Source organism: Azoarcus sp. PA01, from assembly GCA_001274695.2.
In the GTDB taxonomy this organism is placed as follows: Bacteria; Pseudomonadota; Gammaproteobacteria; order Burkholderiales; family Rhodocyclaceae; genus Aromatoleum.
The window spans coordinates 1,162,764-1,187,713 of record LARU01000004.1 but is presented as its reverse complement, the minus strand read 5'-3'; the positions used below and the strand labels follow the sequence as shown (position 1 = coordinate 1,187,713).

The following is a 24,950-nucleotide window of genomic DNA, read 5'->3' as shown; positions in this document are numbered from 1 at the left end:
ACCGTCCGGAGAAAGCGCCGCGGCCTTACGGGCCGGAGGCGCCGTAGGCGCTGCGCACCGCGCGGTCGCGCTGCGCGCCGGCGAGCAGCTTGCGCGTGCTGGCGAGCCACGGCTCGACGTGGCGGCGAATCTCCTCGTCATTGCGCAGCATCGCGGTGATCAGCGCCGCCTTGCGCGCCGCGTCCGCTTCGCTCTGCTCGGCAGGCTGGCGACCGTCCGCTTCAATGCGCATCAGCTCGACCCGGATCGCAGCCATCTCGTGCTCCAGCGCCACGAGCCGGTCCCAGTCGTTGGCCTGCGCGGCTTCGACCATGGCGGCCGACAAAATGCTCATCGATTCGAACCGCGCAAGCGTGCTCACGGTGCCGCTCAGGCCGCGACCGTGTTCGACGCCGCGTTCGACGCCGCGTTCGGCGCCATCACGTTCGCCTTCGCCGCCTCCGCACCGGGAGCGATGCCTTCCCACGCTTCGCGCAACGTGTGCAGCAGGCCGCTGACTTCGTCGAGCGCGGCGCGGCTGTTGTTCAGGTTCGCGTGGAGCAGGCGCTCGCCCATGTAGTCGTACAGCGCTGCGAGGCGGTCCGCGAGTTCGCCGCCGGCTTTCGCGTCGAGGCTGGCTTTCAGGCCGTTGAGGATGATGTCGATCGCCTTTGACACGGCCTGCCCTTTGCCGGGGATGTCCTTTTTCTCCATCGCGGCGGCGGCGGCGGCGATCGACAGGATTGCGCCGTCGAACAGCATCATAATCAGCTTGTGCGGATCGGCAGTCAGCACGCCGGTTTCGACGCCGACTCGTGCATAGGCGTTGGCGCCGCTTCTGGGTGACGTAAACATTGGGTTCTCCCTACGTGATTTTTGGCAGGTTGGCGAGTTGTTGGGCGAGGAAAGTGCTGGTCGTGGTCATGCTCGCGACTAGGGAATCGAGTGCTGCGAACTGGTCGCGATAGCGTTGTTCGACGCCGACGAGCCGCGTATTGATCGCGTCGCGGCGGGTGCCGAGGTTCTTGATCGACTCATTAATGTTGCCGGTGCGATTGGCGAGCGTGCCGACCGGGCTGAGGATCTTGCCGGCCACCACGTCGACCTGCCACGCATAGCCTTTGATGCCGCCGCTGCTGGAGAAGAGCTTGCCCAGGTCCTTTGCCGGGTCGGCAAGGGCCTTGCCGAACTTGGCTTCGTCGATCGCGAGCGAGCCGTCCTTCTGGAAGGTGATGCCCACATCCGACAGCATCGTCATGCCGGCAGGGGCGCCCGCCAGCGGCGTCGAAAACAGGCCGCGCAACTGGTCCTGGATCGAGCGCACCGTGCTGTCGCCGGCCAGCACCGCGGCTTTTCCCGCGGTCGCGTCGTACGCGGTGGCGTCCCGGATGGCCTTGTTGGTGTCGTTGTAGGCTTTGACGAAACCTTCGACGGCGGCTTTGACGTTGCTGGTGTCGCGCGTCAGCGTGATTTTCGTCGTCGTGCCTTCGGGCATCGTCTTCGACAGGTTCAGCGTTACGCCCTGGATCGCGTCGGTGATCGTGTTGCTTTGCTTCGTGATCGTGACGTTATCGACCTTGATGACGGCATCCTTGGCGACGACGTTTTCGGCCAGCCGCGTGGCGCCGGCATCGAGGGACGAAGGGTCGTAGTTCAACTGCGCCAGATCGCCGGTCGCGTCGGCGACGCTGATCCGCATCGCGTTGCGCGCGCCACTGTCGGTGGAAGTCAGCGACAGCCGAAAACCGGTCGTCGAGCCATCGTTGATGATCGACGCCGAAACGCCGGCATTCGCGGCATTGATCGCATCGCGTATGCCGGCCAGCGTGTTGTTGCCGGAACCGATGACAATGGTTTTGGTATTGGGCTTGTCGGAGTTCACGGTGAAGCCGGGCGTCGTTGCCGGAGCTTCGGGCGCGGTGTACGTGCCGAAGTCGATCGTGATCGTCCCGGTGCCCACGACCGTGTTCGTCGCCGCGTAGCCTTCGGTGCCGCCTCCCGCCGCCGCGGACATCATCAGCTTCTGCGACTGCGCGAGGCTTTTGACTTCGACTTCGTAACTTCCCGCGACCGCCGTCGCCCCGGCGCTGGCCGACAGCGTCGTCGCATCGGCGACGCTGGCTTTCATCGGCGAAAACTTCTCCGGCGTGCTGAGCGCCTTGGCGGCGGTCTGCAGCGACGCGAGCGAGCTTTTGAGGCTGCCGAACGAAGACAGCTTCGCCTGAAAGCTCGCTTCCTTCTTGTCGAGCAACGTGACCGGCGCGCGCTCGAACGCCATCAGCTGGCTCACCAGCGTCTTGACATCCAGACCCGAACCCACGCCGGGCGATGAGATTGACATGCGCTAACTCCAGGTTTGCTGCGGCAGGACGATGAAGGCGAATCCGTTGCGAGCCGGCTCGACTCCCGATATCAGACCTTGTTCCTGACCAGCAGGCCTTGCAGCTTGTCCAGCGCCTTCGAGATTTCCATCACTTCCTCGGTCGGTATCTGGCGCAGTACGGTCTGGGTTTCGGTATCGATGAGCTTCACGACGGTGATGCCGGTCTCGTCATCGATCGAAAAGCGCAAGTCCTGCGCCGCCGGCGAGACGACGTCTTCGATTTTCCGGACGGCGTCGCGCACGTCGTCGATCGCGGGGACGGGTTCGGCGGGCTGGACCGCCTTGATGCCGGTGAGGAGCGTGGCCTGGGATTCCACGACGGGTGCGGCGGGGGTGACGGGCGCGGCGGGGCGCGCGTTCACCGCTGTCGCGCCGCTCGCCGCGGCGCCGATCGGCTCTACTGCCATGACAGACTCCATGTGTGAAAAAGGCGCGGTGCTGGATCGCACCGCGCCGGAACTTCAGCTTATTTCACCTGGAATTAACCACGCAGCAGCGACAGCACGCCGTTTGGCAAGCCGTTCGCCTGCGCCAGCATCGCGGTGCCGGCCTGTTGCAGGATCTGGCCGCGCGTCAGGTTCGCGGTTTCCGTCGCAAAGTCCGCGTCGCGGATGCGGCTGCGCGAAGCGGTCAGGTTTTCGGAAGTCGTCTGCAGGTTCGACACGACGGCCGAGAAGCGGTTTTGCACCGCACCCATGCTCGAGCGCGCCGAGTTCACCGACTTCAGCGCGTTGTCGATCGACGTCAGCGCCTTGTTCGCGCCGTCGACGGTGGAGATGTCAAGCTTGTCGAGCGAGTCGCCGCTGCGGCCAGCGCCGTAGGTGCCGGCTTTCAGGTTGAGCGCGGTCGTGCCGGCGGTGGTCGTCCCGGTTTCGACCGTGAAGGCCTTGGTCGAGGACAGCGTGACGGTGCTGGTATAGGTGCGCGCATCGAGTTCCGCGGCGGTTGGGGTAGCGGCAGCGGCGGCAGTCATGGTGAAGCCAAGACCGGTATCGGCTGCATTCAAGTCGCCACCGGTAGCCTGCACGGCGGTGATGTTGCGTCCGTCCGCGGCGGTTAGAGTGACCCCTTTGGCATCGTCGTTCGTATCGGTAGCAACGACGCCCGTTTGTCCGCTGATCGCGTTGATCGCATCGACCACGGCTTTACGGTTTGCAGCTTCATCATCCGTCACCGTGATCGCCGAAGTGGTGACGCCATTGATGACCAGCGAACCACTGTGTCCGTCGGTAGAGCCGCCAGCCATTGATGCGCCTTGTACATCGGTCGCGTTAACCGTGGCCGTCACCCCAGTTTGCTCCGACAGCGCATTGATCGCGGCGGCCTTGGCGATGCCGCTGCTGGCTCTCGAGTCGGCGCTTGTGACGGCCGACGTATAGGAATACGACGCCGTGTCCGAGGACGCGGTCGACGCACCGATCAGCGCGCCGTTGATCTTGAAGTCGCCGGCCGCGATCGTTGTCAGGGAACCCGCGGTTGTCGCTGTCGTCGAGGCATATGCGGTTTGCGCGCTGTAGGTACCGACTGCCAAGCCCGCATCTTTGATCCCGCCCGTGCCGGCCGCGCCGGTCATGTTAGAGGTGATCGTGATCGCCTTATCGGAGTTGAGGGTGATGGAGCCGGAGTAGGTGTCTGCAACTCCATTAGCTGTCGAAGCAGTACTAGCCAGACCGGTCGTTGCTCCGGACAGAACACCGCCACCTGCAACTGCGTCATCGGTGAAGGTCAATTCGATGTTGCGGCCATCGGCGGCGACCAATTTGACGCCGCCGTTGTCCGATCCGCTATCGATGGCGGTCACGCCGGTTTGCTGCGACGAGGCGTTGATTGCCGAGATAACCGAGGCGCGAGTGGCGGCGGTATCGGCGGTCGTGCTAACGGCAATATCCACGCCGTTGAGCGTAATCGTGCCGCCGGAAACGGCCCCGGTCATCGCACTGCCGGCCACTTCCGTCGCATTGACGGTCGCCGTGACCCCGGTCTGGGCCGACTTCGCATTCACCGCGGCCGCCTTCGCGATCGAACTGCCCGAGGCGTTTGCGGTCGAGGCCGTGTCGGCCGACGCGAGCGACGGACCGATCATGACGCCGTTCAACGAGAATGCACCTTCCTTCAGCGCGGCCGTGCCCGCGTTCTGCGCAGTGGTGATCGCCGCCGCGTCGCTGCTGCCGAGCTTGCTGGTGCGCGCGCTGCCGACCGAGAAGGAAACCGTCTCGCCGACGTTGGCGCCAATCTGGAACTGCTGGTTGGTCAGCGAGCCGTCGAGCAGGGCACGGCCGTTGAACTTGGTCTGCGTCGCGACGCGGTCGATTTCGGCCAGCAGCTGGTCGGTTTCTTCCTGCATCGACGCACGGTCGATATCGGTGTTGCTGCCGTTGGCCGACTGCACGGCCAACTCGCGGATGCGCTGCAGGCTGTCGGAGATCGAGCTGAGCGCGCCTTCGACCGTCTGCGCCATCGAGATGCCGTCGTTGGAGTTGCGCGTCGCCTGGTTGAGGCCGCTGATCTGCGAACTCATCCGCTCGGAAATCGCCAGCCCCGCCGCGTCGTCCTTGGCGCTGTTGATGCGCAAGCCGGAAGACAGGCGCTGCAGCGACGTGGTCAGCGACGCCTGCGACTTGGTCAGGTTGTTCTGCGAGTTCAACGACGCAAGGTTGGTGTTGATCATCTGGGCCATGATGAGACTCCTAAGAAGAGGGCTTCGGTTATCCCGGCGTCGTGCCCTGATTGCATCTTGGTCGGGGCGATTCGTGTGCCGTTGAAGCCATTAACGGAGGTCTGCGATGGAACTTTAGGGGATTTGGCGACCCGTCCTGAACGGGGGAAGCTGGAAGGCGAAAAGCCGAACAGATCTTAAAGCGTTCGCGCGTCCCGGCTTTCCGCAGCAACTCCGTCCGTCTCATCCGCATCTCTTCGTGAGCCGACGATGTTGCGATTCATGCGCATGTAAGCCAACATTCGTACATCTCTCGTCAAGGAAAGGGCCATGAGAACGATCGCAACGAAGGGAACGGCACGCAAGGCCACCAACGTGACGCTCGGTGAGTCGCTGCTGGCCGAAGCGAAGTCGTTGAACATCAACATTTCGCAAGCGGCGGAAGCCGGAGTGGCCCGGGCCGTCGCAAAACGACGGGCGGAGCTGTGGTTGGCCGAGAATCGGGCGGCGCTGGAGAGTTCCAACGCGTATGTCGACGTGAACGGTCTGCCGCTCGCCCGTTACCGGGACTTCTGATGCCGCGGTTCGCCGTTTTCAGGAATCCGGACGGCCTCGGTTACCTGCTCGATGTCCAGGCCGATCTGCTCGACCACCTGAACACGCGGGTCGTGGTCCCGTTGCTGCCGCTGGACGTCGCACCCGTGGCCGCGAAAACGCTCAATCCGGTGTTCGAGGTGGAAGGGAAGGCCGTCGTGATGGTCACGCAGTTTCTTGCGGCGGTGCCCGCGCAAATGCTCAAGAACGCCGTAGGGAGCCTGGAGAGCCGGCGCGACGACGTCACGAACGCGCTCGATCTGCTGTTTCAGGGCTTTTGACAACAACGTTCGCCGGAAAAATTTGCCGGATGCGTCTTCTACCCGCGGAAATCAGTTCTCCACGAAGACATCGTCGAGCGTGCGCGCATCGAGCACGCGCTCGGCCCACACTTCGAGTTGCCCGGTCGTGGCACGGGCAAGGCGTTCGGTGACGGGTTTGGGCAGCGGCCCGAAGCGGCGCGCGAGCTGGCGACCGAGCAGCGCGCTTCCGCCCTCGGCACGGCCTTCCTCACGGCCTTCCTGGCGCCCCATTTGGCGCCCTTGCTCCAGACCTTCCTGCTTGCCCCGTTCAATGGCGAGGCGTTCGACGCTGGTGACGTATTTCACTTTGCGTTCTCCTTCAAGGGTTTCGATATCGTGCCACAGTTTGGTTTCGAGCTCTTTGGGCAGACGCATCATCCAGTCGAGCACGGCGAAGAATTCGAGGATGCGCTGCTGGTCCCAGTCGCGCTCGTAGAGCAGCCGGACGAGGCCACCCTTGGCCTGTAAGCGGTTTTCCGGGTCGTGGCGCGTGCGGCCCGTGTAGAGGTGGGCGGCGGTGACGAGGGCGAAAGGGTTCGGGTCGGCGAGGAGTGCTTCGGTGCGGGAATCGAAATCCGTGAGCTTGGCGACCGGGAAGTCGAGCGCGTGACGGCAGCCGAAAAGTTCGAAGCCGTAGTGCGCCGGACGCCAGTTCAGGTCGTCGTCAGCGAGCACGGCGAGGCTCGCGACCGGGCGGTCGTAGCGGTCGAAGATGCGGTAGTTGTAGACGAACATGCGCTTTTCGAACCCGCTGTCGCGGCGGCCCTGGATTTCGACCTGGATATAGACCCAGTCCTCGCGGCCGTCGTGACCGTGCACGCGCACGAGCTTGTCGACCTGGCGGCGGCCGAGTTCGGCGTCGCGCACGACCTGGCGCAGTTCCTTGCTCCCTCACCCCAGCGACGTATCCAGCACCATCATCAGCACGAAACCCAGCATGAGCCCGGTGGTGGCGAAAGCCTCGTGGCCTTGGCGGTGCGATTCCGGGATGATCTCGTGGCTGATCACGAACAGCATCGCGCCGGCGGCGGCGGCGAGGCCCCACGGCAGCAACTCGGCCGACACTCCGACGACCGCTGCGCCGAGCACGGCGAAAAGCGGCTCGACGAGGCCGGAGGCGATGCCGAGCATCGCGGAGAAAGCGCGCGTGCAGCCCACTCTGCGCAGCGCAAGCGCGACGACGAGGCCTTCCGGCACGTCCTGGATCGAAATGCCGGTCGCGAGCGCCTGCGCAGCGAGCGCATCGGGCCCGGCAAAGGCGACGCCGATTGCCAGGCCTTCGGGGAGGTTGTGCAATGAAATGGCCAGCACGAACAACCATGCACGCCTGAGGGCATGCACACGCGGCCCTTCGACGCCCTTGAGGAAATGTTCGTGAGGCGTCAGGCGGTCGATGACGAGCAGCAGCAGTCCACCCAGCAAGACGCCCGACGCCACCATCAGGCCGGCATCCAGGGCGCCGGCGCCTTGCGTGCGCGCCGCCTGCAGCGCCGGGATAACGAGCGAAAACGCGCAGGCGGCGAGCATGACGCCCGCCCCGAACCCGAGCATCGCGTCATTGGCCCGCTGGGAAAACTGCTGCGACAGCATGACCGGCAGCGTGCCGAGCGCCGTCGCGCCGGCGGCCATCAGCCCTCCCATCAGGGCGGCCGCAATGCGCGGGTCGTGGGCGGCGAGCTGGGCGTGAATATCGGCGACGAGCAGATACGCGCCGCCCAGAACGATCAGCAGCCCGATGCCGTGCCGCAGCGTCATTCGCAGCGGCACTCCGGCTTTCGCGACGTCCAGCACTGCGGGCTGCGGACCGGGGGTGTTCACGGCTTGGACTTCGATCCACGCCCGGATGAACCCGGCTTCGGAGCAGGGGACGAAGGCCTTGCCGCGTCGCCGCTGCCGCCTGCCGCCGGCTCCATGCCGAGCTCGGCGCCGGTGCACGGGTCGCTCTGCGGGTCGGAACGCGTTCGAACCGCGAGCTGATCGATCGCGGCCTTTTCGCTTTTCATCAACCCGACTTCGGCCATCCCCGAGCCGCCATCCACCGCCGGCTGGGCTTCGCGGTAGTCGAATCCGGGTTCGCTGTTCCACGGACCGCGCTCGTCGGCGTCGCCATCGGACATGTTGTAGTAAACGCTGGCGAACTCCTTCATTCCGGGCAGCTTGCCCGGCGGGAAGCTCGGCTGCATCGAGTACAGCGCTTTCTCGAACGAGCGCTGGTGCGAGATTTCACGCGTCATCAGGAAACCCAGCGCCTCTTTTACGCCCGGGTCGTCGGTGCAATTGATCAGCCGTTCGTAGATGATCTTTGCGCGGGCTTCAGCGGCGATGTTCGAGCGCAGGTCCGCGGCCGGATCCCCGATCGTGTCGATATAGGCGGCGCTCCACGGCACGCCGCCCGAATTGGTCAGCGGCGGGCCGCCGCCGTAGAGCAACTGGGTCACGTGGGAATCGTTTCCGGCGCCGCTGATGTTCTTATAGAGCTCCGCCTCGGCCTCCAGGGCTTCGGAGAGGCGTCCTTTCGCGCCTTTGTTCAGCATCGCGACGATCGTCCCGATGACTTCGAGGTGGCTCAGCTCCTCGGTCGCGATGTCGATCAGCATGTCCTTGCGGCCCGGATCGTCTTCGGCGAGATACTGCGTGAAATAGCGGCACGCTGCGGCGAGTTCGCCTTGCGGGCCACCGAATTGTTCGAGCATGAGGTTCGCGAGTCCCGAGTTGGTCTCCGATACCCGCACCGTGTACTGCAGTCGTTTGTTATGAGTAAACATGCCTGTTCCTTTGGAAATTGGGGGCCGAGGTCCGGCGCCCAGGCTCAGGCAAGGTGCATTCCCTGGCGGGGGCGCCCGAAGCGCGCTACTCGGGAGTTGCTGCAGGAAAGGAGTCGTGTATCGGGACGCGCTCGTTACCGCCCTCATGGCGGGAAAAACAGCGGCAAATTCCTGGCTGCGGCGCGCGAAGGGGCGTGGGCGCATGCGTGCAGACGACGGCTACGTGGGCCGAAACGCGCAGAACTCGGGCAAAGGCCAGCGCAAGGTTCGCCGTGTGCGCCGTCGCTGAATTTCGCGGGGAAACGAAAGACTTACCATCGCACCGAAAGACTTACATGCGACGGCAGTCGGGGCGCGGCGGGCTCCGCTTCCAATTCGGCCTCGCACGGCCGGGGCGGCCAGAGGGTGCGGCTTAGAGAGGGAGCGCTGTATTTGATACATATCAATTGAGAATGATTGACATTTCTGTACAGTGATTGCAACTTTTTGCAACCAACGGTCAGCCAGCAGGACGCCAGCCAGCACCGTTTCCCACCGGGTTCCTCGATGCCGACTTTCCGTCCGGGCGTACTGTACGCCGCGCTCGCCTGCGCTTTTTCTTCCTTTTCTTCCCACGCCGACGAAGCGGCGCGGCTCTCCGACGTGACCGTGACGGCGAAAGGCTACGCTTCAGCGAATGCCGAAACGCCGGCGTCGGTGACGGCAGTCGAGCGCGAGGAGTGGCTCGACCGCGGTGCGGACAATGTCGGCGAAGCCTTGCGCGGCCATCCGGGCCTCGCGGTCGCGAGCGACGGTGCGCAGGGGCAGAATCCGGTGATCCGCGGCCTGAAGAAGGAAAGCGTCGTCCTTCTCGTCGACGGCATGCGGCTCAATTCGGCGCAGCCCGCCGGCGCGATCGCGTCGTTCATGTCGCTCGGGCTGGCGGAGCGCATCGAAGTCGTGCGCGGACCGGCTTCGGTCCTGTACGGCACCGGCGCGCTCGGCGGCGCGATCAACGTCCTTCTGCCGCAGGCGCGCTTCGAGCCCGGCGTGCAGACGCGGCTCGGCGCCGAGTACGAAACCGCGAACGACGGCGTGCGCGGCACGGCGGTGATGAATGCGTCGGGCGGCGATCACGCGCTGATGCTCGGCGCGTCGCTCGCGCGGATCGGCGATTACCGCGCTCCGGACGGTGAGGTCGACGACACCGATTACGACTCGGACAGCTTCATCGCGCAGTACCGCTTTCGCCTCGATGCTTCCCAGCAGTTGCGACTGTCGCTGCAGCAGCACGAGGACAAGGACGTGTCGCACCCGGGTTCGATCAAGCCGCATCCGCATCCGCAGATCCGCAGCTCGATCATCCACTCGCCGTCGCAGACCCGCGAGCTCGCCGAAATCGGGTACAGCCGGCGCGGCTCGGGCGACACGCCGGTGAATGTCGACGTTCGCGTGTATCGGCAGGAGATGGAGCGCAACATCGCGGCGCGTGCGAAAGGGCCGCTCGGGCGCGACTTCTCCGACACCAACGTCACGTTCGTCACTGACGGACTCGATGCCCGCGCCGACTGGCTCGCGCATCCGGAGCATCTGCTGTCTTTCGGCGTCAATGCGTGGCAGATGGAAGCGTCGCCCGAACGTTTCATCAGCAGCCCGCCGACGTTCGCGAGAGGCCGTAACGATCCGTTCGACGACGGGCGCATCGAAGCGGTGGGCGTGTTCGTGCAGGACGACATGCGCTTCGGTCGCCTCAACGTGCTCGCCGGGCTGCGCCGCGACTGGGTCGAAGGCGAGGCCGATTCGGTGAACAACGGCGCGATCACGCGGGGCCTGGAGCGCAGCGACAGCGCGACGTCGGGCAGTCTCGGCGCGATCTACGAAGTGTCGAAGCTGCTGCGGCCGTATGCCAACGTTTCGCGGGCGTTCCGCGCCGGCGAGATGCGCGAGCGCTTCGAGTCGTCGCCGCGCAGCGACGGCTATTACTACGTCGGCAACCCGCAGATCGAGCCGGAGATCGCGACGCAGTTCGAAATCGGCCTGAAAGGCGCCGACGACGACGTCAGCTACGCGCTGTCCGCGTATCGCACGCGCATCACCGACTACATCACCGGGCGCAACGTCTCCGGCGCGCCCGGCACGAACCGCTGCCCGCCGGCCAACGCCAGCGCCTGCAAGGAAACGTTCAATCTCGGCCGCGCGACGCTTGTCGGCGTAGAAGCCGAGGCGCGCTGGCAGGCCGTGCGGGGGCAATGGCTGACGGCGTCGTACTCGCGCGTGCGCGGCGAGAACGAGGACCTCGACGAGCCGCTGTTCCAGATGCCGGCCGATGAAATGTCGCTCGGCTGGGAGGGCAGGGTGGCCGCGGCGTGGACCGCGGACGCGACGCTGCGCTTGGTGCGCAAGCAGGACCGCGTCGCGACCATGTTCGCGGCCGGAACGGAGAACGAGACGTCCGGCTTCGCGACCGCGGACTTCGGCGCGACCTGGCACGGTCAGCGCCAGCGCGTGCGCGTCGCCCTGAAGAACGCGTTCGACAAGCCGTACCACGAGCACCTCACCGAAGGCGTGTCCGGGATGGAGATCGACGCGCCGGGCCGCAGCCTGATGGTGTCGTGGCAGGGGCAGTTCTGATGGGCATCCGGCGCTTCTTCCGCGTCCTCGGCCTGCTCGCGGTGGTGCTGTCGCCGCTTGCCGCACACGCGGAGAAGCTGCCGCGCCTCGTCCTCGGCGGCCCCGGCGCGGTCGTGTCGGCGCCGCTGATCCACATCGTCGAGACCGGCGCGCTCGCCGATCTCGCCGACTCCGTGAGCTTCGTCCAGTGGCGCGACCCGGACCAGTTGCGCGCGATGGCGCTCGACGGCCAGGCCGACGTCCTGGCGATGCCGACCAACGTCGCCGCGAACCTGCACAACCGCGGCGCGCCGGTCACGCTGCTGAACGTGTCGACGTGGGGCGCGCTGTGGATGGTGTCGCGCTCGCCGGACAGGAAGACGCTCGCCGACTTCCGCGGCGAGGAGATCGCGATGCCGTTCCGCGGCGACATGCCGGACATCATGTTCCAGCTCCTCGCCGCGCGTCAGGGCCTCGATGCGCGCAAGGATTTCCGCCTGCGCTACGTCGCGACGCCGGTCGATGCGATGCAGCTGCTCGTGATGCGGCGCGTGGATCACGCGCTGCTGGCCGAGCCGGCGGTGTCGATGGCGTTGCGCAAGACGAAGTCCTTCCCGCTCGGCATCGTCGCGCCGGAACTGCACCGTAGCGTCGATTTCCAGCAGGAATGGGGACGCCTGTATGCGCGCAGCACCCGCATCCCGCAGGCCGGCATCGCCGCGGTCGGTGCGGTTCGCGCGCAGCCCGACGTCCTCGCGCGCATCGAGGCGGCCTACGCCGCGTCGCTTGCGTGGTGCCGGACGAACGCCCTCGAATGCGGCCAGATGGTCGCCAAGCACATCGACATCCTCAGCGCCAAAGCTGTTTCGGATGCGATCGGCGTGAGCCAGCTCGACGCCGTGCCGGCGACGCAGGCGCGCGATGCGCTCGCGTTCTTCTTCGAACAGCTCAAGGCGCGCAACCCCGCACTGATCGGCGGCAAGCTGCCGGGCGACGCGTTCTACGGCGGCAAATGCGCCGATTGCAAGCCGTGAGCGTGCAGTCATGATGCTGCTGCGAGCGTGGTTCGGCGGCTTGCCGGCCTACCTGTGGAGCGGATGGGGCGCGATCGCGAGCCTGCTGCTGTTGCTGGCGGCGTGGGAAGGCGGCAGCGCGATTTACGGGTCGCTGGTCCTGCCCGATCCTCTGACGACGTTCGCCACGCTCGCCGACCTCGTCACGACCGGAGCCGCGTGGCCGGAACTCGCCGTCACGGCGCGACGTGCGCTGATCGGGCTCGCGATCGCGGTCGCGATCGGCACTGCGCTGGGGCTCGCCGCCGGCGTGTCGGTGACCGCGTCGATGATGTCGCGCCCGCTCGTGACGGTCTTGCTCGGGACGCCGCCGATCGCCTGGCTGGTGCTCGCGATGCTGTGGTTCGGCGCGTCGGACGGCACCCCGGTGTTCACCGTCGTCGTCGCGTGTTTTCCGGTGATCTTCGTCGGCGCGCTGCAGGGCACGCGCACGCTCGACCATCATCTGAAAGACATGGCGCATGCGTTCCGGCTGTCGGCGCGGATGAAGTTTTTCGACCTCTATCTGCCGCACGTCGTCTCGTATCTTTTCCCGGCGTGGATCACCGCGCTCGGCACCGCGTGGAAAGTCGTCGTGATGGCCGAGCTGCTGTCGTCGAGCGACGGCGTCGGCGCCGCGCTGGCGGTGACCCGTTCGCACCTCGACACCGCCGGCACGCTGGCGTGGATCTGTGCGGTCGTCGGCAGCCTGCTGGCGGTCGAATACCTCGTGCTCGAACCGATCAAGCGCGAAGTCGAGCGCTGGCGGGAGAATTTCGTATGAATCCGCGCCTGGCAGTCGCCGGAGTCGCTCACGCGTATGCGCTGAAAACGGTGCTCGACGACATCGACCTCACGCTCGACGCAGGGCGGGTGATGGCCCTGGTCGGCCCTTCGGGCTGCGGCAAGACGACGCTGCTGCACCTGTGCGCCGGGCTCGTGCCGGTGCAGCGCGGCCAGGTCGAAAACAGCTTCGCGCGTCCGGCAGTGATGTTCCAGCAGCCTCGGCTGTTGCCGTGGAAAACGGCGCGGGACAACATCGCGCTCGGCCTGAAAGCCGCCGGCGTCCCGTCCGCGGAACGGATCCGCCGTAGCGAGGCCGTCGCCCGGGCGGTCGGCCTCGACGACCTCGCGCTGGATCAGTTTCCGCACGCGCTCTCCGGCGGGATGCAGAGCCGGGTCGCGCTGGCCCGCGCGCTGGTGCTCGCGCCCGACCTGCTGCTCATGGACGAGCCTTTCTCGGCGCTCGACATCGGCCTGAAAGGCCAGCTGCACCGCCTGCTTCTCGACCACCAGCGCGAGCACGGGCTCGCGGTGCTGATGATCACTCACGACCTGATGGAAGCGGTCCGGCTCGCCGACACGATTCTCGTCATGGCCCCCGAGCCCGGCCGCATCGTGTATCGCGTCGATCTGCCGACGGCCGCGAGCGACCGCGACGAAGCGCACACGTATCACCGCACGGCCGAACTGCTGCAGGTGCCGGCGGTGCGACAGAGTTTCGGTCTCGGGGCCGTGCCGACGGCGGCCGGCACAGCGTTTCATGTACGCGCTGTCGAGTCGGCCCGGCTTACCCCGGACTCCTTGCACGCAGCGCCGGCGTCGACCGCGAAGGCAAAGAGGGCGAGCTCATGTTGACGTTGCGGCGCCTGTGGTCCGTCGATCACCCTGTCTGGCTGTGCGGTTTCCGCTCCTTCTTCCTGTTCGCCGTGCTGTCGGCGCCGCTGCTCGTTCTGGGCTGGGGCGCTTTCCTCGCCGGGGGTGTGCCGCTGCCCGCCACGCCCGGCGGAGCTTTCATCTGGCACGCGCACGAACTGCTGTTCGGCTTCGGGCTCGCGGCGGTCGCCGGTTTCGCGCTCACCGCAGTGCCTGAATTCACGCGCAGCCCGGCGATCGGCCCGCGCGCGGTGCGTCTGCTCGCGGTGTCGTGGCTGACGGGTCGGGTGGCGTTCTGGTTGTCGGGAGCCGTCGGCGCCCCCGCGTTGATCGTCTCGGCGCTCGCCCATCTCGCGCTGCTCGCCGGGCTGATCTTCCTGCTCGCGCCGCGCCTGTGGCGTCACCCCGAGCGCCGCCACCTGTCTTTTCTCTGGGCGCTGATCGCGCTGACGGTGCTGGTCGCCGGCTTCTACGCTGACGCGTTGAGCGGCGCTTCGCCCGCGCGCTGGCTCCACGCGATGGTCGGCGTGCTGATGATCCTGATCGTCGTCGCGCTGAGCCGCATCTCGATGCGCATCGTCAATGCGTCGATCGACACGTGGCGCGAAAAAGGCGGCACGCTGCGGGACGAATATCGCGCCCGCCCGCCGCGGCGCAATCTCGCGATCGTCTGCATCGGCCTCTACACTGCTGTCGAGTTCGTCGCGCCGGGTGCCCGGCTCGGCGGCTGGCTCGCGCTCGCCGCGTCGGCGGCGCTCTTCAATCTGCTCAACGACTGGCACGTCGGCCGCCCGCTTTTCCGGCGCTGGCCCTTGATGCTGTATCTGGTGTATGTGCTGATGGGGGCGGGCTTCGGCCTGATCGGACTGGCGCTGATCACTGGCGACGGCGCCGTCGGCAGCGGCCGTCACCTATTGACCGTCGGGGCACTCGGCCTGAGCGTATTCGTCGTCGTCTGCATCGCCGGGCGCACGCATGGCGGCTATCCGCTCGACGAGCGCCGGTGGATTCCGCTCAGCGCCGCGCTGCTCGTCGCTGCCGCCGTCATGCGTGCGGTCGCGGCCGGAGCGGGCGGCGATGGTGCGGCGTGGATGAGCGCCGCAAGCGTCGCGTGGGTAGTGGCGTTCGCGCTGTGCTGCACTTACCTCGCGCCGCTGTTCGTCCGGGCGCGTGCGAACGGCGGCGTCGGCTGCGAAGGGCCGCCGGGCGATTGAAGCTACCGTCGAGGAACGATCGCAGGCCGCTCCCGCAGGAGGCGATCGGCGGCAAAGGCGGCGTGGGGCAAGACCAGGGGGAAATAAAAAAGGCCTTATCCATCAAGTCGCTGTTTCGACTCGGGAGTATGGCCTTTTCAAGTGTCTGGCGGAGAGGGCGGGATTCGAACCCGCGTTGGGATATTATCCCAAACACGCTTTCCAGGCGTGCGACTTAAACCACTCATCCACCTCTCCGTGGAAGGCGCGCATTGTAGCAGAAAGCGATGCGCCCGAAAGCCCCGCTTTTTGCACCCCGCTTTTTGCAATTCACACCGCGCTCCCGCACGGGCTCACGGTCCTTTCGGGGCCCCGCTTTGCGCGCCGCCCGAACCTTTTGGCGTCGGGCGGCGGCGCCTGCTGCCCGCCGCTCGCGGCCCGCATGCATACTTGCTAACGGGTGGCTCGAGTACACCGGGATATCTCGTGCGGGAGCGTTGGTTTAGGATGGCAGCAGGAAATGTCACGTTCGTGCGCTTCCGTTGCCTTACGCGGCGAGAATTCGTCGATCCTGAACCAAGACTGGAGGTATTCATGCACAAGTCCCTCACCGTCATTGCGCTAAGTCTGTCCGCGGCCGCGATGGTCGCGCCCGCTCATGCACAGTCAAGCGGCACGCTGCAGAAGATCAAGGATACGGGCACCATCACTGTCGGGCACCGCGAGTCGTCGGTGCCGTTTTCCTACCTCGATGCCAACCAGAAGCCGGTCGGCTATGCGATGGACCTGTGTGCAAAGGTCGTCGATGCCGTCAAGACCGAGCTGAAGATGCCGAACCTGCAGGTCAAATACCAGCCGGTGACGTCGCAGAACCGCATTCCGCTGATGCAGAACGGCACGATCGACCTCGAGTGCGGCTCGACGACGAACAGCGTCGCGCGCCAGCAGCAGGTGGGCTTCAGCGTCGCGTACTTCATCACCAGCGTGCGCATGGGGGTGCGCAAGGATTCCGGCATCGACGACATCGGCGACCTCGACGGCAAGCCGGTCGTGACGACGACGGGCACGACGTCGGACGAGCTGATCAAGCAGAACGAGAAAGGCAGGACGATCAACGTCAAGAACATCTACGGCAAGGACCACGCCGACTCGTTCCTGATGGTCGAGAGCGGGCGCGCGGCGGCGTTCGTCATGGACGACATCCTGCTCGCCGGCCTGATCGCGAGTTCGAAGAATCCGTCTGCGTTCGAGATCGTCGGACCGTCGCTGCGCGACGAGCCGTACGGCGTGATGATGCGCAAGGACGATGCGCCGTTCAAGGCGATCGTCGACAAGACGCTCGTCGGACTGATCAAGTCGAGCGACGCGGAGAAGCTCTACGACAAGTGGTTCATGAAGCCGATTCCGCCGCGCAACGTGAACTTGAACTTCCCGATGAGCCCCGCGCTGAAGGCCGCGTTCGAGAACCCGACCGACAAGGGCGTCGAATAAGCCGCCGGGCAGCCGGGCGGAGGCGTGCCCGGCTGTTTCCCTTTTCGTTTTCGCCGGGCCTGAGCGCCTGCCGTCGCGGCAAATCGGGGAGTTGCGATGGATTATCACTGGGACTGGCTGTTCTTCTTCCGCGAGACCGACGACGGTCTCAAGTACTACGACTGGATACTGTCCGGGCTGGGCTGGACGACGCTCGTGTCGCTCGCGTCGCTCGCGCTCGCGCTGGTGCTCGGCTCGGCCCTCGGGGTCATGCGCACGACGCCGAAGCGCTGGCTCGTCGCGATCGGCGACGCGTACGTCGACGTGTTCCGCAACATTCCGCTGATCGTCCAGCTTTTCATGTGGTTCTTCGTCGTCCCCGAGCTGGTGCCGGAAAAAATCGGCATGTGGATGAAGCAGGATCTGCCTTACATCGTCATCGCGGTCGTCGGCCTCGGTTTGTATACCGCCGCGCGCATCGCCGAGCAGGTCAAGGCGGGCATCAACTCGCTGTCGCGCGGGCAGCGCGACGCCGGGCTCGCGCTGGGGCTGACCGAATGGCAGACGTATCGCCACGTGCGCCTGCCGATGGCTTACCGCATCGTGTTGCCGGCGATGACGTCCGAAGCGATGAACATCTTCAAGAATTCCGCCGTCACCTACGCGGTCGGCATCCTCGAACTCTACTTCCAGTACAAGCAGATCATCGAGAAGACCTCGCAGGTGCTCGAGATCACGATTGTCGTGACGCTGGCGTATTTCGCGCTCGCGTTCCTGATGAACCGCTTCCTCGCGTTCATCGAGCGGCGCACCCGGGTGCCCGGCCTGATCGTCGGCAGCAAAGGGGGAGGCGCGGCGTGAGCGACTTCGACTTCTCGGTGATCATCGAGAACTGGGGTTTTCTCGCGCAAGGGCTGCGCTATACCGTGCAAGTCACCCTGACGGCGATGCTCGGCGGGATCCTGATCGGCACCGTCCTGGCGCTGATGCGCCTGTCGTCGATCATGCCGTTGCAGTGGTTCGCCGCCGGCTACGTGAACATCTTCCGCAGCCTGCCGCTGGTGCAGGTGATCCTCGCGTTCTATCTGATCCTGCCGATGGTGCTGCAGATGGTCACGGGAGAGCCGATGCCGATCGGCGCGGCGAATTCGGCGTACTTCACCTTCACCGTGTTCGAGGCCGCGTATTACTCCGAGATCATGCGTTCGGGCATCCAGTCGGTGCCGCGCGGGCAGGTCGCCGCAGGCTACGCGATGGGCTTCACGTACGGCCAGACGATGCGCCTGGTGGTGCTGCCGCAGGCTTTCCGCAACATGCTGCCGGTGCTGCTGACGCAGACGATCATCCTGTTCCAGGACGTGTCGCTCGTGTATGCGATCGGCGCGACCGATTTCTTCGGCGCGGCCGACAAGATCACGCAGCGCGACCTGCGCCCGGTCGAGATGTACACCACCGTCGCGGTGGTGTATTTCGTCATCTGCTTCGCGCTCTCGAGGCTCGTGAAGCGGCTGCAGTCGCGCATCGCCATCGTCCGCTGATTGTCCGGAGTTCCGACCGTGATCGAGATCAAGAACGTTTCAAAATGGTATGGCAGCTTCCAGGTGCTGACCGACTGCACGACGAACGTGAACAAGAGCGAAGTGGTCGTCGTGTGCGGTCCGTCGGGCTCGGGCAAATCGACGCTGATCAAGTGCGTGAATGCGCTCGAACCGTTCCAGAAAGGCAGCATCGTCGTCAATGGCGTCGCCGTCGAGGACCCGAAGACGAATCTGCCGAAGCTGCGCGCGCAGGTCGGTATGGTGTTCCAGAACTTCGAGCTGTTCCCGCACATGACGATCACCGACAACCTGACGATCGCGCAGATCAAGGTGCTCGGCCGCAGTCGTGACGAGGCTCTCGACAAGGGGCTGAAGCTGCTCGACCGCGTCGGCCTGAAGGCGCAGGCGGCGAAGTATCCCGGTCAGCTCTCGGGCGGTCAGCAGCAGCGCGTCGCGATCGCGCGGGCGCTCGCGATGGACCCGATCTGCATGCTGTTCGACGAGCCGACGTCGGCGCTCGACCCGGAGATGATCAACGAAGTGCTCGACGTGATGGTCCAGCTCGCGCACGAAGGCATGACGATGATGTGCGTGACGCACGAGATGGGCTTCGCGCGCAAGGTCGCGCACCGCGTGATCTTCATGGATCGCGGCGCGATCGTCGAGGACGCGGCCAAGGAGGAGTTCTTCGGCCAGCCGCGATCCGAGCGCGCGCAGACTTTCCTCGCGAAGATCCTGCACCACTGACCGTTCCCGGGCAGGGCGCGGTTCAGGCGGCCATCGCCAGATCGGTCTGCTCGGGCTCGTCGAGGCGTGTTCGGACGAGGGCGGCGACGAGGTCGGACTGCGTCAACACGCCGACGACGTTGCGGTGCTCATCGACCACCGGTACGTGATGCAGGCCGCCGTCGGAAAAGAGCTTGGTCAGTTCGAGGATCGGCTGGTCCGCGCGGGCCGTGACGACGTCGCGCGACATCAGTTCGCCGATGAACATCGTGCCGACCAGGTCGCGGCGAATGAAGAAATCGTGCAGCGAGACGATGCCGACCAAGAGCCGCCGCTCGCCCGCGACGACCGGGATCGCCTTGATCTTGTGCCTCGCGAGCAGCGCCCAGGTTTCGCCGATCGATGCCTGCGTCCCGACGGTGACGACGTCTTCGGACATGATGTCGCCGCAGCGGACTTCGCCGAAGCGGCGGCGAAAAGCCCGTGCTTCGGCGGCAGCGAGGATTTCGCCGAGATCCTTGCTGCTGATATCGAGCAGTTCGCCGCGCGCCTCGAGGGCTTCGTTCAAGTCCCCAAGGGTGACGCCGACCCGGGCGCTCGGCAGCGGGTCTGCCGTGAGGTGAGGGTTTGCCTGCTCCTGCGAGCGATGCGGGTAGCGGCGTCCGAGGGCGATGTTGAACGCGAGGGCGAACAGCACGAGGCACAACGAATCCACTGCGACCGGCCAGAACGCGAACTGGTAGCCCAGGTCCGCGACCGACGGGCCGCCGAGCACCGCGGTCAGCGCGACCGCGCCGCCGGGCGGGTGCAGGCAGCGCAACTGGAGCATGATGACCAGCGCCAGTCCGACGGCGACTGCCGCGCCGAGCCCGGAAGTCCCGATCAATTGGGCGCAGGTGATGCCGACGAGTGCCGAGATCACGTTTCCGCCGAGCACCGACCACGGCTGCGCGAGCGGACTCGACGGCATCGCGAACAGCAGCACTGCCGAGGCCCCCATCGGGCGATGAACCACGGGTTCGTCTCGCCGAGCACCTGTCGGCTGATCCACTCGGTGCATATCAGGCCGAGGAGGGCACCGATGCAGCCGAAGATCCTCTCGCGCCTGCTGACGTGATGCGCGTCGGGAATGAAGGCGCGCAGCCATGAGCGCAGCCGGCCCAGCTGCTTGAAACCGAAAGTCAAGATGTGTCCCCTTTTGTTTCCGCCCGTTCCGGGCTGTTTTTCGGCCGGCTGGCGCGGCTTCGTGCGACCTGCCCGGGAGCACCTGCCCACCTTGAGTGACTGGTGCGGCATTCATTATAGGGAAGAGCGGCTAAAGATGCATGTTTGTTGACTCTTTAAAACCAGCGCCTACTATTCCGTGTAACCGTGCGCATTTGCGCCGCATTTCCAAGGGCAACGGATGGAGGACTCGACGATGGACCAGTCTTTGTACCCGCAGTGGAATATCGAAGCCGCGCGCAAGCGCAAGGAACTCGCGCCCGGCCCTCTTGCTGCGTTCAAGGCGTTCAGCAACGCCGTTTTTGCCGACGGCGCCCTGCCGAAGAAGACGAAGGAGCTGATCGCGGTCGCGGTCGCGCATGTCACCCAGTGTCCATACTGCATCCATGGCCACACCTCGGAGGCACTCAAGAGCGGCGCGACCGAGGAAGAGATCATGGAGGCGATCTGGGTGGCCGCGGAAATGCGTGCCGGTGCTGCCTATGCACACTCGCTGCTCGCGATCGAAACGATGAAGCAGTCACAGGGCTGAGGGGCGTCATGCCGAACGCGATCGGCCGGCTGCAGGCCGAACATGCGAACCTCGAAGCGCTCGTGCGACTGCTCGTAAGCCGGCCGGCTGCGGGAGTCGAGCCGGGGACGGCCGACCTCGAACTGCTGGTCGATGCCCTCTATTACCTGACCAACTTTCCGGATGTGTCCCATCACCCGCTCGAAGACCGCATCGTCGAGCGGCTGCGGGAAAAGGACGCGTTGCCGCCGGGTTTCGGCGACGAGATCGAAGCGCAGCACGCGACGCTCGCACGACAGGGTGCGGACCTGATGCGTGACCTGGAGTCCGCTGCGCGCGGGGAAACGATGTCGTGGGAGCTGGTCGGCGCGAACGTCCGGCTTTACGCGGAGCGCCTGCGCCACAACATGGCGGTCGAGGAACTGGTGCTGTTTCCGACAGCTGTCCGTTTTCTGGACGATGACGACTGGCGGGTGGTCGACGGTGCGTCGAAGCGCACCCAGGATCCGTTGTTCCCCGCCCCTGCAGAGGACCGTTTCGTCCAGCTCCACCGCGTCATTGCCGCCGAGGCGAACTGCGGGTGCGAGGACGAGTCCACCTAGCGACCAGTGGAGGCGAACATGCGAGCACCGCCCGGAAGCGCCCCGAAGTTCCTGAACCTGTCGCAGATCCGTTTTCCGATCGGCGCGATCGTGTCGATCGGGCACCGCATCTCGGGCGTGCTGCTGCTCATCACGCTGCCGCTTCTCGCGCTCGCGCTCGACCGGTCGCTGCGCAGCGAAGCCGACTTCGAAGCGCTGCGCGATCTGGTGTCGGCGCCCGGACGCGCGTTGCTCGTCGTCGTCGTCGTGTGGGCCGCGTCGCATCACGTGCTCGCGGGGCTGCGCCACCTGCTGATGGATGTCGGCATCGGCAGCCGTCTCGCCCAGGCGCGGACCAGCGCGTGGGCCGCGATCGTCGCGGCGGTCGTGATCGCGCTCGCCGCCGGCGCGAGGGGGCTGTCATGAGGCTGTTCGTCGGGCAAAGGGCGTGGATGCTGCAGCGCGCGACGGCAGTCGTGCTGCTGATCTTTCTCGCAGCGGCTGCGGCGCTGCTGCTGGTCGGTCCGCCGCTCAGCTATGAACGCTGGCACGAGCTGGCGACGAGTCCGCACGGCGCGGTGCTGATCGTCGTGCTGTTCGCGGCGCTGGCCCTGCACGGCTGGATCGGCATCCGCGACATCGTGCTCGACTACATTCACTCGCCTGCCGTGCGTCTGCCGTTGCTGGGGCTGATCGCACTCGTCCTGATCGCGATCGTGATCCGCGTCGCGCTGACGATGGCCGCGCATTTCATCACCGCCGGCTGAGCGTCGGCGGCGAGGAGGAAGACATGCGAATCAGCATCTACCGCTTCAACCCCGACGCCGACGCGAAGCCGCGCATGCAGGACTACGACGTCACGCCGGAGGCGGGCGACAAGAAGCTGCTCGACGCGCTGATGCGGCTCAAGACGATCGACGACAGCCTGTCGTTCCGGCGTTCGTGCCGTGAAGGCGTGTGCGGTTCGGACGCGATGAACATCAACGGGCGCAACGGCCTGGCGTGCCTGACGGCGCTGGCCGGACTGAAGGAACCGGTGGTGCTGCGTCCGCTGCCCGGTTTTCCGGTGATTCGCGACCTGATCGTCGACATGACGCAGTTCTTCGCGCACTACCACGCGATCAAGCCCTACCTGATCAACGACGAACTGACGCCCGAGCGCGAGCGCCTGCAGACGCCCGAAGAGCGCGACCGCCTCAACGGCCTCTACGAATGCATCCTGTGCGCCTGCTGCAGCGCGTTCTGCCCGTCGTACTGGTGGAACCCGGACAAGTTCATCGGCCCCGCAGGGCTGCTGCAGGCTTACCGCTTCATCTCCGACAGCCGCGACACCGCGACCGCCGAGCGGCTGGCCTATCTGGATGACGTGTATCGCCTGTACCGCTGCCGCACGATCATGAATTGCACCGAGGTCTGCCCGAAAGGCCTCAGCCCGTCGCACGCGATCGAGCGCATCCGGCTCGCGCTGGTGCGCGAATCGTCCTGAACCGACGCCCGTTCGTCGCGATTTCGCAGGAACATGATGAGTCACGCACCGCCCCTTGCCACGCCGCAGCCGGCGGCCGTGCCGGCAGAGACCCGCACCGTGGCGGACCGGATGGCGGCGCTGGAGCTGTTCTCGACGCTGGAGCCCGGCGATCTCGCCCGCCTGGCCCGCGGCGCGCGCCATCGTCGCCTCGCGTCGGGCGAACCGCTGTGGCGCACCGGCGAGCGCGCGGCGCATTTCGTCGTCATCGAGGTGGGAATCGTCCAGATCCGGCAGACGACGCCGACCGGGGACGGCGTCGTCGTCGGCCTGTTCCGCACCGGCGAGGCGGTCGGGCTCGCCGCGGTGCTCGAACACGGCCTGTTTCCCGCCGATGCGATCGCGATCGGCGGCGCGGTCGAGGTCGTGTCGATCCGCGCCGACGCGCTGCAGGAAGCGCTCGAGACTTCGGTGACCGTCGGCCTCGCCGTCAACCGGGCGCTGCTCCAGCATACGGCCGCGCTGCGCGCGAAGATCGACATCGTCAGCGCGGGCTCGGTGCCGCGGCGCCTCGCGGCATTGATGATCTACCTGATCGAGCGCTTCGGCCGTCCTGCCGTTGCGCACGCGGTCGCAGTCGAAGTGAATCTGACGCGCGAGGAAATCAGCCAGCTCGTCAGCGCGCGAGCCGAAACCGTCATCCGCATCCTCAGCCGGTGGCAGAAAGCCGGCTGGCTGACGAACCGGCCCGGCGGGATGGAGATCACGCGCGCCGACATGCTGCGGCGGATCCTCGACACCTGACGGATCCTCGACACCCGACGGATCCTCGCCACCTATCAATGCTGCAACCAGAGACCGTTCGGGCTGAGCCCTTCGGCCTCGCTCAGGACAGGCTTGTCGAAGCCCAGCGACCGCCCTTCGACGAGCCCAGGGCGAACGGGTGGTATTCAGTTGCCGGTTCGAGAGCGGCACTCCGCCGCGCCGCGCCGCTCAGCGTTCCAGGAACTTGAGCTTGTCCTTCACCTTCGCCCACGTTCCGGCATCCGCCGGCGCGGGCTTGACTTCGACGATCGGTTTCCATTCCTTCGCCAGTTCTTCGTTCAGCGCGACGAACTGCCGCTGCTCGTGCGGCACGTCGTCTTCGGCATAGATCGCGTCCACCGGGCATTCGGCGACACACAGCGTGCAGTCGATGCATTCCTCCGGGTCGATGACGAGGAAATTGGGGCCTTCGCGGAAAGCGTCGGTCGGGCAGACGTCGACGCAATCGGTGTGTTTGCACTTGATGCACGCTTCGGTGACCACGTAAGTCATGATTTTTCTCCTCTCGCTGGGGGCGGGCCGGCCGTTTTGCCGGCTGCGGACCGAAAGATGCCGGAGTTCGGCGCAAGCGCAGAGTAGGGCAGGGCGGCACCGGGCTGAATGACAAAAGTCATTTCGGCGGCGCGCATGCGTGCTTAGCATGAAATCGTGCAGTGGTCCCGCCCCCGGCAGCAGGGCAGGCGGGATGTCGAAAACGAACATCGGAGACTGTCATGTGCGCACATATCAACAAGTGGAAAGCCGAGCACGCGAATTACCGCAAGCTGCTCGATCTGCTCGAAAGCCGGACCGAACTGTTCGCCCGCGGCGAGCAGCCGGATTACGAGCTCATGTCGGACGTCGTCTACTACCTCACGCAGTACCCCGACCGCTTCCATCACCCGCGCGAGGACGTCGCGTTCGGCATGCTCCTTGCGCACGATCCGTCGGCGCGCGACGTCGTTGACGAACTGGCCGGCCAGCACCGGCAGATCGAGGCAAGCGGCGCGACGCTGGCGGCGGATCTGGCTGCCGCCGCTGGCGGAGCGATGATGTCGCGCGCGACGATCATCGACGACGTGTGCCGCTACGTCGCGTTCCTGCGCGAGCACATGGACAAGGAGGAGCGCGAGATCTTCCCGCGGCTCGGCGCTTCGCTGCAAAAGAAGGACTGGTTCCTCGTCGATTCGGCAATCCATCTCGGCGCCGATCCGCTCTTCGGCGATGCCGTACAGGCGCGTTTCAGCGGCATCCAGCGGCAGATCGCTGCGCAGGCCGGCTGCGGGTGCGCCGAGCTCACCGAGAAAGCGTGCTGCCTCGAATGAATCTGCCACGCCGCCCGTCGGCAGGACGACGGGCGGAGGTCGTACTGTCGCGGCACGAAATGAACGAAATGAACAGCGTCTTTGTATAACAACATGCACCATAGTGCGCGTTCTGAATTATACTGCTGAGTAATCAC

28 protein-coding genes, 1 tRNA gene and 1 pseudogene are annotated in these 24,950 nt (G+C 65.9%); 18 read left to right on the top strand and 12 right to left on the bottom strand.

Annotated features, from left to right (window positions below):
- Positions 1–25 precede the first annotated feature (25 nt).
- The 6 genes and pseudogenes from PA01_17745 to PA01_19195 form a co-directional block, all read right to left on the bottom strand.
- Positions 26–334, bottom strand: a complete 309-nt coding sequence (locus PA01_17745; GenBank protein ID KON80236.2) for a flagellar protein FliT — start codon at positions 332–334, stop codon at positions 26–28.
- A 35-nt stretch (positions 335–369) separates the two neighbouring features.
- A complete protein-coding gene (fliS, locus tag PA01_17740; GenBank protein ID KON80235.1) occupies positions 370–834 on the bottom strand; it encodes a flagellar export chaperone FliS in 465 nt (154 codons plus the stop codon).
- Between the two features lie 10 nt (positions 835–844).
- The gene (gene fliD / locus PA01_17735) at positions 845–2,320 is read right to left on the bottom strand and encodes a flagellar filament capping protein FliD (protein ID KON80234.1); all 1,476 of its coding nucleotides are present in this window, start codon (positions 2,318–2,320) and stop codon (positions 845–847) included.
- A 71-nt stretch (positions 2,321–2,391) separates the two neighbouring features.
- Positions 2,392–2,769: a flagellar protein FlaG gene (locus PA01_17730; protein KON80233.1), complete on the bottom strand. Its 378-nt coding sequence runs from the start codon at positions 2,767–2,769 to the stop codon at positions 2,392–2,394.
- Positions 2,770–2,843: 74 nt separating this feature from the next.
- Positions 2,844–3,335 (bottom strand): flagellin, encoded by a 492-nt coding sequence (locus PA01_19200; protein KON80232.2) that lies wholly within the window; start codon positions 3,333–3,335, stop codon positions 2,844–2,846.
- A gap of 1,230 nt (positions 3,336–4,565) precedes the next feature.
- Positions 4,566–5,039: pseudogene (locus PA01_19195) on the bottom strand (flagellin).
- 309 nt (positions 5,040–5,348) lie between these two features.
- Between PA01_19195 and PA01_17720 the strand changes: the two are divergent.
- Both PA01_17720 and PA01_17715 read left to right on the top strand, forming a co-directional pair.
- Entirely contained in the window at positions 5,349–5,594 is a 246-nt protein-coding gene (locus PA01_17720) for a type II toxin-antitoxin system CcdA family antitoxin (GenBank protein KON80231.1), read from the top strand.
- On the top strand, positions 5,594–5,893 hold the full coding sequence (locus tag PA01_17715) for a CcdB family protein (protein KON80230.1): 300 nt from the start codon (positions 5,594–5,596) through the stop codon (positions 5,891–5,893). Before PA01_17720 ends, PA01_17715 begins: the two co-directional genes overlap by 1 nt.
- 51 nt (positions 5,894–5,944) lie before the next feature.
- Here the strand turns inward: PA01_17715 and PA01_17710 are convergent, their stop codons facing one another.
- The 3 genes from PA01_17710 to PA01_17700 are packed head-to-tail and all read right to left on the bottom strand — an operon-like array spanning position 5,945 to position 8,679.
- On the bottom strand, positions 5,945–6,781 hold the full coding sequence (locus tag PA01_17710; GenBank protein KAI5912369.1) for a DUF4351 domain-containing protein: 837 nt from the start codon (positions 6,779–6,781) through the stop codon (positions 5,945–5,947).
- Positions 6,782–6,805: 24 nt separating this feature from the next.
- The gene (locus PA01_17705) at positions 6,806–7,732 is read right to left on the bottom strand and encodes a ZIP family metal transporter (GenBank protein ID KON80426.2); all 927 of its coding nucleotides are present in this window, start codon (positions 7,730–7,732) and stop codon (positions 6,806–6,808) included.
- Positions 7,729–8,679 carry a manganese catalase family protein gene (locus PA01_17700; GenBank protein ID KON80229.1) on the bottom strand — a complete coding sequence of 317 codons (951 nt, stop codon included), beginning with the start codon at positions 8,677–8,679 and terminating at the stop codon, positions 7,729–7,731. Before PA01_17700 ends, PA01_17705 begins: the two co-directional genes overlap by 4 nt.
- Positions 8,680–9,225: 546 nt before the next feature.
- Here PA01_17700 and PA01_17695 point away from each other — a divergent pair.
- From PA01_17695 to PA01_17675, 5 genes are read left to right on the top strand one after another with little or no spacing between them, the layout of a single operon-like run.
- On the top strand, positions 9,226–11,289 hold the full coding sequence (locus PA01_17695; GenBank protein KON80228.1) for a TonB-dependent receptor: 2,064 nt from the start codon (positions 9,226–9,228) through the stop codon (positions 11,287–11,289).
- Entirely contained in the window at positions 11,289–12,302 is a 1,014-nt protein-coding gene (locus PA01_17690) for a PhnD/SsuA/transferrin family substrate-binding protein (GenBank protein KON80227.1), read from the top strand. Before PA01_17695 ends, PA01_17690 begins: the two co-directional genes overlap by 1 nt.
- A 10-nt stretch (positions 12,303–12,312) precedes the next feature.
- Positions 12,313–13,104 (top strand): ABC transporter permease subunit, encoded by a 792-nt coding sequence (locus tag PA01_17685; protein KON80226.1) that lies wholly within the window; start codon positions 12,313–12,315, stop codon positions 13,102–13,104.
- Positions 13,101–13,958, top strand: a complete 858-nt coding sequence (locus tag PA01_17680; GenBank protein KON80225.1) for an ABC transporter ATP-binding protein — start codon at positions 13,101–13,103, stop codon at positions 13,956–13,958. Before PA01_17685 ends, PA01_17680 begins: the two co-directional genes overlap by 4 nt.
- Complete coding sequence (locus PA01_17675; protein ID KON80224.1) at positions 13,952–15,190, top strand: NnrS family protein; 1,239 nt, start codon at positions 13,952–13,954, stop codon at positions 15,188–15,190. Before PA01_17680 ends, PA01_17675 begins: the two co-directional genes overlap by 7 nt.
- Before the next feature lie 146 nt (positions 15,191–15,336).
- Here PA01_17675 and PA01_17670 read toward each other — a convergent pair.
- Positions 15,337–15,427 (bottom strand) — tRNA-Ser (locus PA01_17670).
- Between the two features lie 336 nt (positions 15,428–15,763).
- Here PA01_17670 and PA01_17665 point away from each other — a divergent pair.
- The 4 genes from PA01_17665 (at position 15,764) to PA01_17650 (ending at position 18,924) form a co-directional block, all read left to right on the top strand.
- Positions 15,764–16,660, top strand: a complete 897-nt coding sequence (locus PA01_17665; GenBank protein KON80223.1) for a transporter substrate-binding domain-containing protein — start codon at positions 15,764–15,766, stop codon at positions 16,658–16,660.
- A gap of 96 nt (positions 16,661–16,756) precedes the next feature.
- On the top strand, positions 16,757–17,500 hold the full coding sequence (locus tag PA01_17660; GenBank protein ID KON80222.1) for an amino acid ABC transporter permease: 744 nt from the start codon (positions 16,757–16,759) through the stop codon (positions 17,498–17,500).
- Positions 17,497–18,177, top strand: coding sequence for an ABC transporter permease subunit (locus PA01_17655; protein KON80221.1), 681 nt, complete (start codon positions 17,497–17,499; stop codon positions 18,175–18,177). The genes PA01_17660 and PA01_17655 overlap by 4 nt, the downstream gene beginning before the upstream one ends.
- An 18-nt stretch (positions 18,178–18,195) precedes the next feature.
- Positions 18,196–18,924 carry an amino acid ABC transporter ATP-binding protein gene (locus PA01_17650; protein ID KON80220.1) on the top strand — a complete coding sequence of 243 codons (729 nt, stop codon included), beginning with the start codon at positions 18,196–18,198 and terminating at the stop codon, positions 18,922–18,924.
- A 22-nt stretch (positions 18,925–18,946) separates the two neighbouring features.
- Here the strand turns inward: PA01_17650 and PA01_17645 are convergent, their stop codons facing one another.
- Positions 18,947–19,903 (bottom strand): HPP family protein, encoded by a 957-nt coding sequence (locus PA01_17645; GenBank protein KAI5912368.1) that lies wholly within the window; start codon positions 19,901–19,903, stop codon positions 18,947–18,949.
- Positions 19,904–20,323: 420 nt separating this feature from the next.
- Here PA01_17645 and PA01_17640 point away from each other — a divergent pair, with 420 nt between their 5' ends.
- Genes PA01_17640 through PA01_17615 form a run of 6 tightly spaced genes read left to right on the top strand, consistent with a single transcriptional unit; the run spans position 20,324 to position 23,488 of the window.
- Entirely contained in the window at positions 20,324–20,659 is a 336-nt protein-coding gene (locus tag PA01_17640) for a carboxymuconolactone decarboxylase family protein (GenBank protein KON80219.1), read from the top strand.
- Between the two features lie 8 nt (positions 20,660–20,667).
- Positions 20,668–21,240, top strand: a complete 573-nt coding sequence (locus PA01_17635; GenBank protein ID KON80218.1) for a hemerythrin domain-containing protein — start codon at positions 20,668–20,670, stop codon at positions 21,238–21,240.
- An 18-nt stretch (positions 21,241–21,258) separates the two neighbouring features.
- On the top strand, positions 21,259–21,645 hold the full coding sequence (gene sdhC, locus PA01_17630; GenBank protein ID KON80217.1) for a succinate dehydrogenase, cytochrome b556 subunit: 387 nt from the start codon (positions 21,259–21,261) through the stop codon (positions 21,643–21,645).
- Positions 21,642–21,986 carry a succinate dehydrogenase, hydrophobic membrane anchor protein gene (gene sdhD / locus PA01_17625; protein KON80216.1) on the top strand — a complete coding sequence of 115 codons (345 nt, stop codon included), beginning with the start codon at positions 21,642–21,644 and terminating at the stop codon, positions 21,984–21,986. The genes sdhC and sdhD overlap by 4 nt, the downstream gene beginning before the upstream one ends.
- A 23-nt stretch (positions 21,987–22,009) precedes the next feature.
- Positions 22,010–22,705, top strand: coding sequence for a succinate dehydrogenase iron-sulfur subunit (locus PA01_17620; GenBank protein KON80215.1), 696 nt, complete (start codon positions 22,010–22,012; stop codon positions 22,703–22,705).
- A 33-nt stretch (positions 22,706–22,738) separates the two neighbouring features.
- Positions 22,739–23,488: a Crp/Fnr family transcriptional regulator gene (locus PA01_17615; protein KON80425.2), complete on the top strand. Its 750-nt coding sequence runs from the start codon at positions 22,739–22,741 to the stop codon at positions 23,486–23,488.
- 189 nt (positions 23,489–23,677) lie between these two features.
- Here the strand turns inward: PA01_17615 and PA01_17610 are convergent, their stop codons facing one another.
- Positions 23,678–24,001: a ferredoxin family protein gene (locus tag PA01_17610; protein ID KON80214.1), complete on the bottom strand. Its 324-nt coding sequence runs from the start codon at positions 23,999–24,001 to the stop codon at positions 23,678–23,680.
- A 221-nt stretch (positions 24,002–24,222) separates the two neighbouring features.
- On the opposite strand from PA01_17610, the gene PA01_17605 reads away from it, so the two are divergent.
- Positions 24,223–24,813 (top strand): hemerythrin domain-containing protein, encoded by a 591-nt coding sequence (locus tag PA01_17605; protein KON80213.1) that lies wholly within the window; start codon positions 24,223–24,225, stop codon positions 24,811–24,813.
- Positions 24,814–24,950: the final 137 nt, after the last annotated feature.